Annotated in this window: 14 protein-coding genes; 6 read left to right on the top strand and 8 right to left on the bottom strand. The window is 70.2% G+C overall.

Translation table 11 applies throughout. From position 1 onward, the window contains the following. The first annotated feature begins 66 nt into the window (after positions 1 to 66). Positions 67 to 471, top strand: a complete 405-nt coding sequence (locus tag QHF83_RS16930; RefSeq protein ID WP_136931279.1) for a CBS domain-containing protein — start codon at positions 67 to 69, stop codon at positions 469 to 471. A 3-nt stretch (positions 472 to 474) separates the two neighbouring features. Here the strand turns inward: QHF83_RS16930 and QHF83_RS16925 are convergent, their stop codons facing one another. Genes QHF83_RS16925 through gshB form a run of 4 tightly spaced genes read right to left on the bottom strand, consistent with a single transcriptional unit; the run spans position 475 to position 2,997 of the window. Continuing rightward, positions 475 to 1,110: a hypothetical protein gene (locus tag QHF83_RS16925; protein WP_282418877.1), complete on the bottom strand. Its 636-nt coding sequence runs from the start codon at positions 1,108 to 1,110 to the stop codon at positions 475 to 477. 56 nt (positions 1,111 to 1,166) lie between these two features. Then, positions 1,167 to 1,655: a 2-amino-4-hydroxy-6-hydroxymethyldihydropteridine diphosphokinase gene (gene folK / locus QHF83_RS16920; protein ID WP_282418876.1), complete on the bottom strand. Its 489-nt coding sequence runs from the start codon at positions 1,653 to 1,655 to the stop codon at positions 1,167 to 1,169. 22 nt (positions 1,656 to 1,677) lie between these two features. Further along, the gene (locus tag QHF83_RS16915; RefSeq protein WP_282418875.1) at positions 1,678 to 1,992 is read right to left on the bottom strand and encodes a hypothetical protein; all 315 of its coding nucleotides are present in this window, start codon (positions 1,990 to 1,992) and stop codon (positions 1,678 to 1,680) included. Positions 1,993 to 2,046: 54 nt separating this feature from the next. Beyond that, a complete protein-coding gene (gene gshB / locus QHF83_RS16910) occupies positions 2,047 to 2,997 on the bottom strand; it encodes a glutathione synthase (RefSeq protein ID WP_282418874.1) in 951 nt (316 codons plus the stop codon). A 113-nt stretch (positions 2,998 to 3,110) separates the two neighbouring features. On the opposite strand from gshB, the gene ggt reads away from it, so the two are divergent. Beyond that, positions 3,111 to 4,895, top strand: a complete 1,785-nt coding sequence (gene ggt / locus QHF83_RS16905; protein ID WP_282418873.1) for a gamma-glutamyltransferase — start codon at positions 3,111 to 3,113, stop codon at positions 4,893 to 4,895. Between the two features lie 117 nt (positions 4,896 to 5,012). On the opposite strand, the gene QHF83_RS16900 is transcribed toward ggt, so the two are convergent. From QHF83_RS16900 to QHF83_RS16890, 3 genes are read right to left on the bottom strand one after another with little or no spacing between them, the layout of a single operon-like run. Further along, positions 5,013 to 5,879, bottom strand: a complete 867-nt coding sequence (locus tag QHF83_RS16900) for a zf-HC2 domain-containing protein (protein ID WP_282418872.1) — start codon at positions 5,877 to 5,879, stop codon at positions 5,013 to 5,015. Continuing rightward, positions 5,876 to 6,580, bottom strand: coding sequence for a sigma-70 family RNA polymerase sigma factor (locus QHF83_RS16895; RefSeq protein WP_282418871.1), 705 nt, complete (start codon positions 6,578 to 6,580; stop codon positions 5,876 to 5,878). Before QHF83_RS16895 ends, QHF83_RS16900 begins: the two co-directional genes overlap by 4 nt. A 30-nt stretch (positions 6,581 to 6,610) precedes the next feature. Next, on the bottom strand, positions 6,611 to 7,318 hold the full coding sequence (locus tag QHF83_RS16890; RefSeq protein ID WP_282418870.1) for a polyhydroxyalkanoate synthesis regulator DNA-binding domain-containing protein: 708 nt from the start codon (positions 7,316 to 7,318) through the stop codon (positions 6,611 to 6,613). A gap of 102 nt (positions 7,319 to 7,420) precedes the next feature. Between QHF83_RS16890 and QHF83_RS16885 the strand changes: the two genes are divergently transcribed. The 4 genes from QHF83_RS16885 (at position 7,421) to QHF83_RS16870 (ending at position 13,194) form a co-directional block, all read left to right on the top strand. Continuing rightward, complete coding sequence (locus QHF83_RS16885) at positions 7,421 to 8,233, top strand: ABC transporter ATP-binding protein (RefSeq protein ID WP_282418869.1); 813 nt, start codon at positions 7,421 to 7,423, stop codon at positions 8,231 to 8,233. A gap of 9 nt (positions 8,234 to 8,242) precedes the next feature. After that, positions 8,243 to 10,201, top strand: coding sequence for an NADH-quinone oxidoreductase subunit H (locus QHF83_RS16880; RefSeq protein WP_282418868.1), 1,959 nt, complete (start codon positions 8,243 to 8,245; stop codon positions 10,199 to 10,201). 90 nt (positions 10,202 to 10,291) lie between these two features. Then, positions 10,292 to 12,022, top strand: a complete 1,731-nt coding sequence (locus QHF83_RS16875) for a hypothetical protein (RefSeq protein WP_282418867.1) — start codon at positions 10,292 to 10,294, stop codon at positions 12,020 to 12,022. Then, positions 12,019 to 13,194, top strand: a complete 1,176-nt coding sequence (locus tag QHF83_RS16870; RefSeq protein WP_282418866.1) for a serine protease — start codon at positions 12,019 to 12,021, stop codon at positions 13,192 to 13,194. The genes QHF83_RS16875 and QHF83_RS16870 overlap by 4 nt, the downstream gene beginning before the upstream one ends. Before the next feature lie 79 nt (positions 13,195 to 13,273). On the opposite strand, the gene QHF83_RS16865 is transcribed toward QHF83_RS16870, so the two are convergent. Continuing rightward, entirely contained in the window at positions 13,274 to 14,164 is an 891-nt protein-coding gene (locus QHF83_RS16865; RefSeq protein WP_282418865.1) for a hypothetical protein, read from the bottom strand. Between the last annotated feature and the right edge of the window lie 49 nt (positions 14,165 to 14,213).

Below are 14,213 nucleotides of genomic sequence, written 5' to 3'. Positions count from 1 at the left end.
CATGCAGGGACGGACGCTCGCGAGGGGTGGACAGGCCGGTCGCGAGGCTCCATTCTTCCCCCGGCCATGAAGGGACACGCGCGCCACATCATGACGCATCACGCCGACGCCGTCTCGCTCGGGACGCCGCTCGAGGAGATCGCACGGCTGCTCGTGGACGCGCGGATCGGCGGCGTCCCGGTCGTCGACGAGCACGAGCGCGTGGTCGGGTTCGTGAGCGAGACGGATCTGATGGCGACGCTCTTGCAAGGGCAGACGCCCGGCGCCGCGGCGCGCGACGTGATGAGCCACCCGCCGATCGTCGTGGACGAGTTCGCCACGACGGACGAGGTGATGGCCATTCTCCGCACCGGCCAGATTCACCATTTGCCGGTGGTGCGGAGCGGGCGGCTCGTCGGGATCATCACCCCGCTCGACGTGCTCAGGTATTTCGTGGAAAAAGTGATGCCGCCCGAGCCCGAAGTGGGCTGACGTTCACAGATTGAAGTATTGCGCGCAGCAGCTCGTGTCGACGCCGCAGCCCTCGGCGTCGGTGTTCGTGCAGGTGCCGACGACCATGTCGCCCTGCGTGCACGTACACGTCGTCATTCCGCCGCCGGCGGGGGTATCGCAGACCGTCGAATAAGCAACGCCCTTGCAGGTGGTGTCGCAGCCGCAGCTCGACGCGCCATCCGGCCCGCCGCTGTCGAAGCATCCGCTGTCGACGCAGCCGTTCGCCTCCTGGCAGGCTTGCACGGCCTCCTTCTCGTCGTTGCACTCGGGCGGCGGGTCGTCCGGACAGTCCTTCGCGGCGGGGATGTAACACGCGAAGAGCGTGCCCACTTCGTCCTCGCACTCGGGGCCGGCGTCGGCGAAGGCCTTATCGCAGAACTCGTTGCAATCGTCGATCTGCATGCCGCAGTTGTTGACCTCGCCGATGTGGCAGAAATCCATGCACGCCTGCTTGGCGTCGCCCGGCGATGCGCCGCCGCTGCCGCCCGCGCCGCCGCTGCCGCCCGTGCCGCCCGCGCCGCCCGGTCCGTTATTCGTGACGTCGCCGCCACACGCCGCGAGGGTTTGCGCGGCACCCAAAAGAAAAAGCCCAACCAAGGAAAGTCGAAGCATTCGCATGCCGCGACGATACCCGGTCCGCGAGGCTATGTCGAGGACGCTTCCGTGCGCGTGCTTTATGCGCGCGTGATCGGGAGGTGCGCCGCAGGTAACTCATCGTAACGTTTGCCCGTGCGCGGATGCGCCGCGTCCGGGGCGACGTCGAGCAGCGGGCGGAGCGCAAAGACGCGACCTTCGAGGCGCGGATGCGGGACTTCGAGGCCGGGCTCGTCGATGCATTCACCCTCGATCCACAGGATGTCGATGTCGATCGTGCGAGGCCCCCAGCGGACGGGATCCGGCCGGACACGGCCGAGCGCGCGCTCGATGGCCTGCGTTCGGGCGAGGACGTCACGCGCGGGCAAAGCCGTGGAGACGAGGACGGCGCCATTCAAATAATCGCCCTGGGGCGGCCCGCCCGCCGGCGGCGTGACGTAGAGCGGAGAGCAGTCGACCACGACAAACCCCGGCGTGGCGCCGAGCTCGGCGATGGCGCGTTCGATCGTGGCGGTACGGTCGCCGAGGTTCGAACCGAGGGCGAAGGCAATGCGCCGGGCTTGCTGCATGCGTGTCGTGTAGGGCGCGGGCTCAGTCGTGAGGATCGGTGGCGCGGCGGCCGTTCGAAGCGCGGCGGCCCTCGGGGCGCGGCGGGAACGCGCGCCGATCCTCGCCCCAGCGGCGCGGGATGGGCGACCTGCGTTCGATGCCGTTGCCCGTGCGTACGGTGACGCCGACGAAGAGCGCGCGGAGCTCTTCGAAGGTCTCCGGGCGCGCGGCGACGACGGTGGCCGCGTGGTTGCGGCAGAGGTGGAGTGTGCGTCCCTCGACGTAAACGCGGACGAGCGAGGTCGTTGCCGAGGCCTCGGCGGCGCAGACGGCGCAGGCGTGGGCGTGCGGGGCCATGCGCGAACCCTCGTCGAGAGGGGCCGCGCGGGCCAAGTTTTCACGGGTCGAAAATCAACGCGCGCGGGCGGTCTTCTCGACCCACTCGATGACGCTGGCCGCCTGGTCCTTGCCAGTGAAGCGGCTGAGCTCCTGGATGCCGGTCGGGCTCGTGACGTTCACCTCGGTGAGGTGCTCGCCGATGACGTCGAGGCCGACGAAGTAGAGGCCGTCGGCCTTGAGGCGCGCGCCGACGGAGCGGACGAGCTCGCGCTCGCGCGGCGTGAGATCGGTCGGGACGACGCTGCCGCCGACGTGGATGTTCGAGCGGATCTCGTCGCCGCGCGGCACGCGCAGGATCGCGCCGAGGGGTTCGCCGTCGAGCAGGAGGATGCGTTTGTCGCCCTTGGACACAGCCGGGAGGAACTCCTGCACCATCGCGAGCCGTTGTCCCTCGCCCGTGAGCATGTCGGCGATGGCGCGGGCGTTCTTGTCGTCCGAGCGGAGCATCATGACGCCCCAGCCGCCGGCGCCGTCGAGCGGCTTGATGACGGCGCTGCCGCCGACGTCGCGGACGAAGTCGTGGATCATGTCGCGATCGGCCGTGACGAGGGTCTTCGGCGTCCAGTCGGAGAAGCCGAGCGCGTAGAGCTTTTCGTTCGCGTCGCGCAGGCCGCGCGGGTCGTTGACGATGAGCGTCTTGCCGCGCGCGGGCTCGAGCATGAGCGTCGCGTAGAGATAGGCCTGGTCGAAGGGCGGGTCCTTGCGGATGAAGACGGCCTCGACGTCGTGCAGCGGCAGCCGCTGCGCGCCTTCGTCCCGACGGAGCGTGATGTAAGGCGGATCGGGGAGGATCTCGACACGGTGCGCCGTGGCGAAGGGGAAACCCTGCGAGACGTAGAGGTCCTGCGGCAAGCAGTGAAAGCTCTGATGACCCCGCGCCTGCGCCGCGCGGATGAACGCGAAGGTGGTGTCCTTGTCGTGCGTCACGCGGGTCAGGGGGTCCATCACGAACACGAAGCGCATGGTTTGGCTCTCCCGTCGGGGATCGAATGCTCTCTCCGGCCACGGTTGATCCCCGCGGCACGGCCGGGGCATCCTAGCGCACGCGCGGGGCGCCCGCGCAGAGGAGCTACTTCATGCGAACTCTCCGTGCCCTCTCGACGGCATCGTTTGCCGCCGCCCTCGCGCTGCTCATCGCTCTGCCCGGTTCGGGCTGCAGCGCGCCGGCCGCACGCTCGCCGGACGAGGCCACGGCGAAGGCCCCGCCGCCCGCGCCCACGCCCGTCGCGCCTCCCGCGAACCTGATCCCGCAAGGCACCGCGCAAGCGCCCACGCCGGCCGCGCCGACGAAGCACAAGTACGCCGTGGCGACGGAGAACGCGACGGCGTCGGCGATCGCGATGGACGTGCTCGCCCGCGGCGGGAGCGCGGTCGACGCGGCGATCGCGGGGGCCTTCGCGATCGGCGTGGTGCACCCGGTGTCGAGCGGGATCGGGGGCGGCGGGTTCGCGACGGTGTACGACGCGAAGACGAAGGAGATCCGGATCCTCGATTTCCGGGAGACCGCGCCGCAGGACCTCGTGCCGACGGAGCTCGCGAAGCGGCCGGTGCCCGAGGACAAACGCGGCGTGATGACGGGCGTGCCGGGTGAAGTCGCGGGCATCGCGGAGCTGCACGCGCGCTGGGGCAAGCTCGCGATGACGGATCTCGTGCGCGGCGCGGCGGACGCGGCCGAGAAGGGTTTTCCCGTGAGCGCGCACATGGTGCGGGCGCTCAAGTGGAACGAGAAGTGGCTTCTCTCGACGCCGCGGTACGGGCTCTTCGCGAAGGCCGGCGCGATCGTGCCGGTGGGCGAGACGGTGAAGAACCCGGCGCTCGCCGCGACGCTGCGCAAGATCGCCGCCGAGGGGAAGAAGGCGTTTTACGAAGGGTCGATCGCGGCCGACATCCTGGCGACGGCGCGCGCCGGCAAGTGCCGCATGACGAAGAAGGATCTCGAGGACTACAAGGTGCTCGAGCGAGAGCCGATGCGCACGCAGTGGGAAGGCTACGAGGTCGTCACGATGCCGCCGCCCTCGGCGGGCGGGGTGATGATGCTCGAGACGCTCCACATGCACTCGAAGGCGGATCTCGCGGCGCTCGGGCACAACACGGGCGCGTACACGCACCTGCTCGCCGAGACGATGCGCGGCGCGGTCGCGGATCGCGTGCGGCTGCTCGGCGATCCCAGGTTCGTGAAGATGGACCTGGCGAAGCTCGTGAGCCCTGAGCGGATGAAGGCGCGGCGCGCGAAGATCTCGATGACGTCGACGACGAAGGCCGAGAACTTCCCCGTGAACGACGCGGGCACGACGCACATCGTGACGGTGGACGCAGAGGGGAACGTCGCGTCGCTCACGACGACGGTGAACAACATGTTCGGCGCGCAGCTCGCGACGGAAGCCGGGTTCTTGCTGAATGACGAGCTCGCCGACTTCACGGCCGAGCGCGTGGAGAAGCTGTTCGGCATGTCGAACGGGCCGAACTATCCCAAGGCCGGGGCGCGGCCGACGTCGAGCATGACGCCGACGATCGTGCTCAAGGATGGAAAGCCCGTGCTCGCGCTCGGCGGGTCGGGCGGGACGCGCATCGCGACGGGGACGACGCAGGTGCTCCTGTCGCACCTCGTGTTCGGGATGCCGGTGGACAAGGCCGTGGCCGCGCCGCGCTTCGAGACGCCGCCGACGGGCGGGCTGTTCATCGACGCGGCGATCGGGACCGAGGTGCTGCAGGACCTGGAGAAGCGCGGCGAGGTCGTGGACACGAGCAAGCCGAACTTCTCCGCGGTGCAGGCCGTGTCGATCACGGAGGGCCCGGACGGAGCGCGGGTGCTCCTGGTCGGCGCGGATCCGCGCAAGGGCGGCGCCGGGCTCGTGCAGTAGGGAAGGTTTGTCGGGGAGGGGGGTCGCCGGGTTCGTCCCCGCGAACCCCCCAAGTGTCGGTGGGGGTTTGGGGGCGTAGCTCGGTTTGTCCGAGCGTAGCCCCCAAGCGTTGAACAATTACTGCTGCGTGGCGGCGAGGACGAGCTGCGCGCTGCGTTCGTCGTCGAAGTCCGTCGCGAGCGCGTACCCGACGCCGCTCTTCTCGACCGCAGCGACCGAATAACCGCGGAGTTTGCCCACGTAGACGGGACGCTCGCGCACGACGCGCGGCTCGAGCCGCGTCACGCGCATCATCGGCACGGCGCGCGGATCGAAGACGTACACCGTGACGCGGTGTTTGCCCTCGACGGTGTATTGCAGGAGCGCCGCGCGTTGATCTCGCATCGCGTGCACGCGCGCGCCGTTGAAGCTCGCCACGAACGGCTGGAACGCAGGCCGACGAACGGGCACGCCGACGAGCGGATCAAAACGGACGAGCTCCTCGGGGTTCGTCGTCTCGGGCGGCAAGGGGTGCGCGTGGAGCGCGACGAGATCGTCGAGCAGCGAGTCCATGCCAGCCGCAGCCATCTCCGTCGTCGCGCCGCTCCGCGCGAGCTCCGGCGTGACCACCACGTCCTTCTGGTTCTTCGCAGCCGCCACCGTGAGCGCGACGCCGGCCGCAGCCGCGAGCGTCGCCGCGTATTTCCAGCTCACGAGCTTCGCGGAATGGACCTCGCGATCGGCGTCCTTCACGCGGCGCTTCTCGGCGAGCATCGCGGCGTGGATGCGCGTGCGCATCGCGTTGGGGACACGCTTCTCGGCCGTGCGCTTCATGCTCGCGCGCATCGCGCGGAGGAACGTGACGCGCTCGGAGCACGTGCCGCAATGAAGGACGTGCGCCTCCATGTCGACCGCGTGTCCTGGATCGAGCTCCCCGTCCACGTACGCCGACATGCAGCGCGAGAACAACGAGCACTCGTCGGTCATCACCTTGAGCCCATTCATACCGCAGCACTCCGCTTCCGCTTCCGGTACGCCGCGAGGTCCGTCGGAGCCTGGTCGGCCTTGTTCGAGGACCCCTCGCTCACGATGCCCATGGCGACCGCATGGTCGCGCAACGTCTTCTGCAAGAGCTTCCGGCCGCGATGCAGCCGCGACATCACCGTCCCGATCGGCGTGCCCATCGCTTCGGCGATCTCCTTGTAGGAGAGCTCCTCGATGTCGGAGAGCACGACGGCGACGCGGAACTCCGGCGGCAGATCGTCGAGCGCGCGCTGGACCTCGGCCTCGACGAGCGGCGCGAGGGCCGCCGTCTCGGGATCCCGCATGCCGCGCATCGTCGTCGCGCCGATCCATCCGTCGGTCAGCGACTCGACGTCCGGACCTTCGAGGATGTCGCGCTCGAGTCCGCCGCGGCGGTAGCGGTTGATGAAGGTGTTCGTGAGGATGCGAAGGAGCCAGGCCTTGAGGTTCGTGCCCGGCTCGAACTGGTCGCGGGCACGCATGGCCTTCACGACCGTGTCCTGGACGAGATCCTCGGCCTCGGTCGTGCTCCGTGTCATGCGGCAGCTCACCGCATAAAGCGTGTCGAGGTGGCCGAGCAGCTCCACCTCGAACGTGTCGAGCCCCGGCGCGCCGTCCCCAGCGCCGGAGATGCTCAGGTCCTGGGCGACCGAAGCTGGCTTTTTACTGAAGAAAAACGCCATCGCGGTCTCCCAACAGGAGCCCCCCTCCGACTATTCCTCGGCCGATGTTTCAGGCTGCGCGGGTGTCTCGGGCGTGTTGCCTGGATCACCGCCGAGCTTGCGAACGAGGGCTTCGAGCTCCTCGACGCGCTGCGAGAGGCGCTGGACGTCGGCCTGGAGGTCGCGGAAGAGGCCGACGCCGGGCAGGATGTGACGGATCCGATCGTCCACGGCGTGTTGCCACTGGTCGAGGGTCTGCTTCGAGCTCTCGACGATCTCGGACAAACGCGCCTTCGCGCCCTGGGCGGAGGCGGCGGGTTTGTCCGCCTCGGTCGGAGCCGCGGCCGGCGCGGGCGGCGGCTGCGTGGGCGGTTTTTCCGCGGGGGCCGGCGCCGCTTCCGCGGGGGCGTCTTCTTGTCCGCCGCCCGGGATGAGTCGACCGATCGGGCCTTCGCGGAGCGTGTTGAGCAGGCGCTCGCCGCGCTCCTGGATCAGATCACGCAGCGTCCCGAGAGGCACGCTGCGCGGCTGGGACTTGAGGTCCTCCGAGATGATGAGCGCCAGCGTGACCTCGGTTTTGTCCTCCTTGGTCGCGTTGTCGATGATCTGGACCTCTTCGCCGGCACGGACCATCTCCCCGATCTGCTGGAGGGTCACGTAGCGGCTGTCCTTCGTATCGTACAACTTACGGTTGGAGTACCGCTTGATGACGCGTCGCGGCGTCGCACTGGCCCCCGAGGTCTCCTTCACCGTATCCATGATCTCCCCTTCGCGCTGCGATCGAATTGGACCACCTGTAACGCATATGTGCAAGGTGATGACAGCGTGAATCGTCCGAGGGCCTGAAATGTCGCGGTTGCCATGAATGCCATCGAACTATCCGGGGTCTCGGTTCGCTACGCGGCAGGAGGCGTGGCGCTCGAGAACGTCGACCTTTCCGTGCGGAAAGGCGAGATTTGCGCGGTCCTCGGGCCGAACGGGGCCGGAAAGTCGACGCTCGTGAAAGTGATCTCGGGCGCGCTCCAGCCCCAGCGTGGCGAGGTACAGGTCCTCGGCGAGCCGCTCGCGCGGATGGAGCGTCGGGAGATCGCGAAGAGGATCGCGCTCGTGCCGCAGTCGTCGGAGCCTGCGGTGGGCTTTTCAGTGCGTGAGATCGTGATGATGGGGCGCGCGCCGTACCAGGGCGCGTGGATGCGCGCGTCGAAGCACGATGAAGAGGCGGTGGAGAGGGCGATCGCCGTGTGCGAGCTCGAAGCGCTCGCGGATCGGCGCGTTTCGGAGCTGTCGGGCGGCGAGCAGCAGAGGGTCGCGATCGCGCGGGCGCTCGCGCAGGAGGCGCCGGTGCTCTTGCTCGACGAGGCGACGGCGCACCTCGACGTGCGGCACTTCCTCGCGCTGTCGGAGCTCGTGTGGCGCGAGGTGCGCGATCGAGGGCTCGCATGCCTGATGGTGCTGCACGATCTGAACGCGGCGGCGCAGTACGCGGATCGGATCGCGCTCTTGAAGGCGGGGAGGCTCGTGGCGCACGGGACGATCGAGGAGGTGATGACGTACCGGCGGCTCAAGGAGGTGTTCGAGGTGGAGCTCTTCGTGGGGGTGAACGAGCTCGACAACGCCCGGTATTTCCTGCCGGTTCGCCCTCAACTTGGCCCTTTGCCGCGGCGCGATGGATAAGCCCGGGTCATGCCCGGACATCGAAGGATCACGCTCGCCCTCGCCTGCCTCCTGGCGAGCGGCTGTAACGTGAACGACAGCGCGCCCGATCTCCTGCGGGTGGTCGACGTAGCGCCGCGCGAGCTCGAGTCGGGCGATCGGCTGGAGGTGCTCGGGACGAACCTGCCGACAGGAGAGGCGCGCGAGGCGACGATCACGTTCCGCGGGACGCTGAAGCGGCCCGGAGAAGCGCCGATCGAAGGGCAGACGATCGTCGTCGACAAGGCGAGGATCTCGACCGACAAGGTGAGCGCCGCAGTGAGCGAGGCGCTCGTGGCGCGGTTCTGCGGGCAGGGCGATGAGTCGGCGCACACGACGTTCCACGGTGACGTGACGGTCACGCTGGAGACGAAGGCCGAGGGCGCGTTGCCGGTGACGGGCTCGGTCAAGGAGGTGACGATCGACGTGCGGCCGAAGGCGCCGCGGCGCGCGATCGCGCTGGCGCGGGAGCGCGACGGGCAGCGGGCGCTCGATTTCCTGGGGATCACGGTTTCTCCGGACGCACCCACGTCGAACGGGCTCGTGGTGGCGGCGGTTCGTCCGGACAGCCCCGCGGCCGCGGCGCGGATCGAGGGCGGCGACGTGATCACGAGCTTCGAGGGCGTGAAGGTGACGAGCGTGGCCGACGTGATCCCGAGCGGCGAGGAGCGCGCGCCGCTCGTCGCGGTGCGGCGCGGCGCGGCGGAGCCGCGGATCGTTCCAATCTCGATCGAGGGGTTCCACGCGAGCGCGCCTTCGGATCTGCTCGGCGCGGCGATCGTGCTGGGTTTGTCCGCGGCGACGCTGCTCGTGTTCGCGACGCCGCTCGGGGCGCTCGTGGCGTGGCTCGTGCGGCGCGTGGCGTCGCGGCTCGCAGGGCAGCGGAGCGGGAAGAAGGCGCTCGCGCGCTCGCCGGTCGCGCGGCTCGCGGCGGAGGTGCATCGCGAGGTGGCCTCGGCGATCGCGCCGCCGGACGCGGATCCGATCCTGTCGAAGCTCGCGCCGGTGCTCGCGTTCGCCGCGATCTCTGCGACGTTCGTGGTGATGCCGTTCTCGCAGAGGCTCGTGGGCGCGGACCTCGATGTCGGGATGCTGTTTCTGCTCGCGCTCGTGGCGCTGCTCGGGCTCGGGTTCGTGACGGGTGGGTCGCTCGCGGCGGAGCGCTGGTCCGTGCTGCGAGGTCTGCGCGGCGCAGGACGGGTGCTGCTGCAGGAGCTGCCCGCCGTGGTGGCGATCGTGTGCGTCGTGTCGAGCACGGGGTCGCTCCGGCTCGAGGACATCGTGGCGGCGCAGGGCGGGCAGGGTGGATCGCCGCTCGACGCGGGCGGGTGGCCCTGGCACTGGTTCGTGTTCCGGAACCCGGCGACGTTCGTGCTGTTCCTCGCGTACGTGACGTCGATGATCACGGCCGACGGGCGCGCGTCGGGCGCGCTGCGGGAGGCGGAGGCGAGCGGGGAGGAGCTCGCGCCACCCGCGAAGGTCGGCGCGCGGCAGCTTCTGTTCTACTTCGGGGAGTGGGCGCACGTGTTCGTGGCCTGCGGGATCGCGAGCGCGATCTTCCTCGGCGGCTGGCAGCTGCCGGGCGTGGCAGGCGCGACGCAGGAGAGCGCGGGCGCGCTGAAGATCGTGGGCGCGCTGCTTTTCTTGATGAAGAGCTGGGGACTCGTGCTGACGGTGGTGTGGCTGCGCTGGGCGCTGCCGCGGCTCTGCGCGGAGGAGCGGTCGCGGATCGCGCTTCGTTGGTTCTTGCCGCTCGCGATCGTGGCCTCGGCGTTCGTTCTGCTCGGCGCCCTCGCGACGACGGTGATCAGCTTCGGCCGGAACGCGGGGCTCGTGAGCGGGGTGGTCACGTTCGTGACCTGGGCCGCCTTCGCTGCGCATTTCGTGCGCCGGATTCAGGTGGACCTGCGAGAAACGCGGACCCCGCTGCACCTGAACCCCCTGATCTGATCGGGGCGAACGCGCCGGAAAAAGCGGCGCGGATCACGGCGCACGCACATTGTGCCCGCGGCGGGCCGCGTTCGCTTTATCCTCTGCGCGGTGGGAGCCGCGAGCCGAACGGCCCGGGAGTTCTGCACGGTGTGCGGATGGCCCGTCCACGGGCCACGCTGCGACGCCTGCGGGGAGTACCGCGCGCCGCTGGCGCTCGAAGACTCGATGCGAAGGTTCGTGCCGCGCGGGCACGCGTCGCTCGATCCTTTCGGGCTGGAGCGGGCGACGGAGGCGTTCCGGCGTGGTGAGTACGCGCGCGCGCTCGGCATCGTCGCCTCCGCCGAGTCGAACCTGACGGCGCGCGCGGTGAACCTGCCCGAGGGGCCAGGCTGGGCGCTCATCGGCAAGGAGTCGAGCGTGTTCCTGTCGCTCGACATGCAGTCGATGCATCTCATCGTGGAGTCGCCCGTGGCGCGTCTGCCGCGCAGCCAGCGTGTCCCCGCGATGCGGCTCTCGCTCGAGCTCTGCGACGAGGAGGCGATCACGTCACGCGTGTGCCTCAGGGACGATCTGCTCCTTCTGCGCTTCGTCACGCAGCTCGGCGCCGCGTCACCGCCGCTCGTGCGGCACGTGATCCGCGAGATGATGGCGACGTCGGAGCGGTACGCGGAGATCTTCGTGGCGTCGTTCGACGCGCGCACCGCGGCGCATGGAGATGCGCGCGGAGGCGGCGGGTGGGAGTCGCTCGGGAGGAAGCGGACGCTCTCGACGCTGCAGCCGGCGCCGCAGCGACGATCGGTCGTGCCGCCGCCGCCCTCGACGCTCCGGCCCGCGGACAACGCGACGCCGCCGGACGACGATCTGCCGCCGATCCTCGCGCCCGCCTTTGCGAACGATGGGGCGCGGGGGCCCGCCGCGGAGGAGGAGCTGCCGCCGGTGCTCGCGCCGTTCCGCCTCTCCGATACGTGGCGCGGCGAGGACGGCGTGCCGCCGGTGCTCGCGCCTCCCGAGAACGTGCCGCAGACGGCGCGGCTCGGCGTTCCGCAGACGTCCGCGTTCGCCGCGCCGTCTCCGCCCGACCGCGAGCCGCCGCCGGAGACCGCGCGCCTCGGTGCGATCCCGTCGCTCACGACGCCGATGCCGTTCGCGGCGCCCGCCGCGCGTCGGCGCACGGTGCCCGGGATGCCCGCGGTCGAAGGTCCGGCGCGCCCCGGCTCGCCGGATCTCGACGACGCTGCGGCGCGTCGCGCGCTGACGCCCGCGGACAAACTCTGCGAGCTCTTGCATCAGGCGCAGGCGCTCGCGACGGCGCTGAGCTACGAGGAGCGGCCCGCGACGATGCTCCTGCTCGTGCGCGCCGCGGTGTATCGCGCGATCTACGAGTTCGGCGAGCACGTGCCCGACGCGGTCTCGTACCTCTACCGGAACGCGTCGGGCGTGACGCGGGCGATATGGCCGAGCGCGTCGCCGGGTGGCAAGCGCCCGTCGTCGCCGATCCCGATGGCCGAGCCGGCGCTGCTCGCGATGGAGCGGATCGTCGCGGCGCGCGCGCTTCTCCCGAAGGAGCGGGCGTTCATCGTCGAGCCGCTCGCGACGGCGGCGCAGGCGCGCGAGCACCTGGCGAAGTACGTCGAGGAGATCGAGCTCGCGCCGCAGGACGCGACGCTCCGCCACTTCCTCGCGCTCGGCGCGCTGACGGAGCTGCTCACACGGACGCGCTTGCCGGCGCAGACGTCGCAACGCTTGAAGGAAATCGTGGCGCACGCGCTTCGCGACGTGCCCAAGCAGGCGGCGCTCGATCTGATGATGACGGCGCTGAAGAGGATCGCGTCCGGATGAGCTCGCGTATCGCCTCGTCGCTCCTGGATTCCATGCAGCACGGCGGCCCGGGGGAGAGCGTGCTCGGCGTCGCGCGGCGATCGGTCGTGACGGTGACGTCGGGGACGTCGAGCGGCACGGGCTGGGTCGCGCTCGGCAACGGCGTGGTCGTGACGAGCTGGCGCACCGTGGGCTTCCAGGCCGAGGTGACGCTCTCGACCGAGGAAGGCAGGCGCATGGCGGGGCGCGTCGTCGCCGTGGACGCGGAGCGGGACCTCGCGTTCGTGCTCCCGCTCGAAGCGATCGGCGCGGCGCCGCTGCCGCTGCGCGCCGATCCGTTGCCGCGGCTCGGCGAGCCCGTCACCACGCTGATCGCGGCTCCCGGCGACACGCTCGTGACGGCGATGGCCGTGGTGTGCGCCGAGGGGCGCGGCGGCGAGTTCGCGGCGCTCGATCCGGATCTCGGCGCGCGCGCCGGGCGCGGCGGCTCTCCCGTGATCGACACGGCCGGGCGCGTGATCGGCGTGATCACGACGGCGCGGCGCATCGGCAGGGATCCGCTCGATCGTGGTCGATGCATCCTCCCCGTCGGTCTCCTCTCGCGGGACCTCCGCGCGCTCGACGTGCCTGCGTCGGAGCTCGGCGAGCGCACCCTCATCCATCGCTGCCCCGCCTGCACGGAGGCGTTCTCTGCAGACAACGATCGCTGCGAGTCGTGCGGGATCCTCCTGCCGCATGCGTTCGAGAGCGAATCGGCCGGGGCCGAGCGCGTGGTGCGCGATGCGCTCACCGCGCTCGGGATCGTCGCGAACAAGGCGCGCACCGGGCCGCGGTCGTGGCGCATTCATCATCGCGCGCTCGGCGGAGACGCGACGCCTTCCGAGGTGACGATCCGCCTCGACAGCGCGGGCTTGCAGGTGATCTTGCGCGTGCCACTCGTGCGTGTGCCTTCCGCGAACCACGAGCCGTTCTACCGGCTCTTGCTCACGGCGAACGATCAGACCTCGGGCGTGTGTCGCCTCTCGCTCGCGGGGGACGTCGTCGTGCTCTCCTTCTCCGAGCCCGTCTCCGCGTTCGCGAGCGAGCACGACATCGCCGCGGTCTTCCACGACCTCGTGCGGCTCGCCGATCAGTACCGCAAGGTGCTCGCCGAGCTCTTCGGCGCCGAGCCGCTCCGCGACGGCTCGTGGTGATCACGGGTTCGAAAAGAAAAACCCGATCCCGGGTGAACCGAAACCCGGGATCGGGAGGAGGAGCCGACGACGGTGACGCTCAGTCGAACTTGCTGATGTCGCCCTTGCCGCCGCTGTACTGCGCGTCGCCCTTGCTCGGGATGTACTGACTGTCGTCGCCGCCGTACTGGACGTCGCCCTTGCTGGGGCCGTACTGGACGTCGCCCTTGCCGGGGCCGTACTGAACGTCGCCCTTGCCGGGGCCGTACTGAACGTCGCCCTTGCCCGGGCCGTACTGGACGTCGCCGCCGTACTGCGCGTCGCCCGGGCCGACGTCGAATTGATCGCCGCCGGGGCCGTACTGGCCGTCGCCCTTGCCGGGGCCGTACTGGCCGTCGTCGCCGTAGTACGCGTCGCCCTTGCCGGGCCCGTACTGGAGGTCGCCCTTGCCCGGGCCGTACCCGTACTGCGCGTCGTCGTAGCCGTAGTCGCCGCGCGCGTCGCACGTGATGCGCTCGCGCGAGTACGGCAGGTTGTTCGTCTCGTCGAGCAGGCGCACGTTCACGATCGTGACCCGCATGAGCACCGGCTGCTGGTAGCTGCCACGGCAAGCGCCCGCGCCGCGGAACCGATCTCGCGGCATGAGGAACTCACCGTAGACGTGGCCCTGCCGGGTGGCCTGGAAGCTCTTCGCGTCGTTCCAGGAGTCGCGGAGGACGATCGGCCCGCCCGCGAAGTTTCCGCGCCGATCCTGGCAACGGTACGTCGCCTGGAGGTCGGCGTCGATCGAGTACCGGGCGGACTGCCGGCGGATGTTCATCTGCTCGAACCCGAACCGCAGGTCGCCGTTGTCGAGGAAGCGCGCGTCGACCTGACCGAAGCGCGGGTTGTAGTCGTAGTAGTTGCCGTCCGCCGACGCGTCGCCGATGCTCAGGAAGGGTGCGCTCGTGGCGATCGCCGTCGCCATGAGGAGCTTGATCGACTTCTTCATCGAGATACCTCTCCTTGTTTCGCGTGATGCCCTGCGCGTGGCATGCGCC

The organism is Polyangium sp. 15x6, assembly GCF_029960785.1.
Lineage (GTDB): Bacteria > Myxococcota_A > Polyangia > Polyangiales > Polyangiaceae > Polyangium.
Note: the sequence above shows the minus strand (reverse complement) of the source record. Positions and strands in the feature narration are given on the sequence as shown.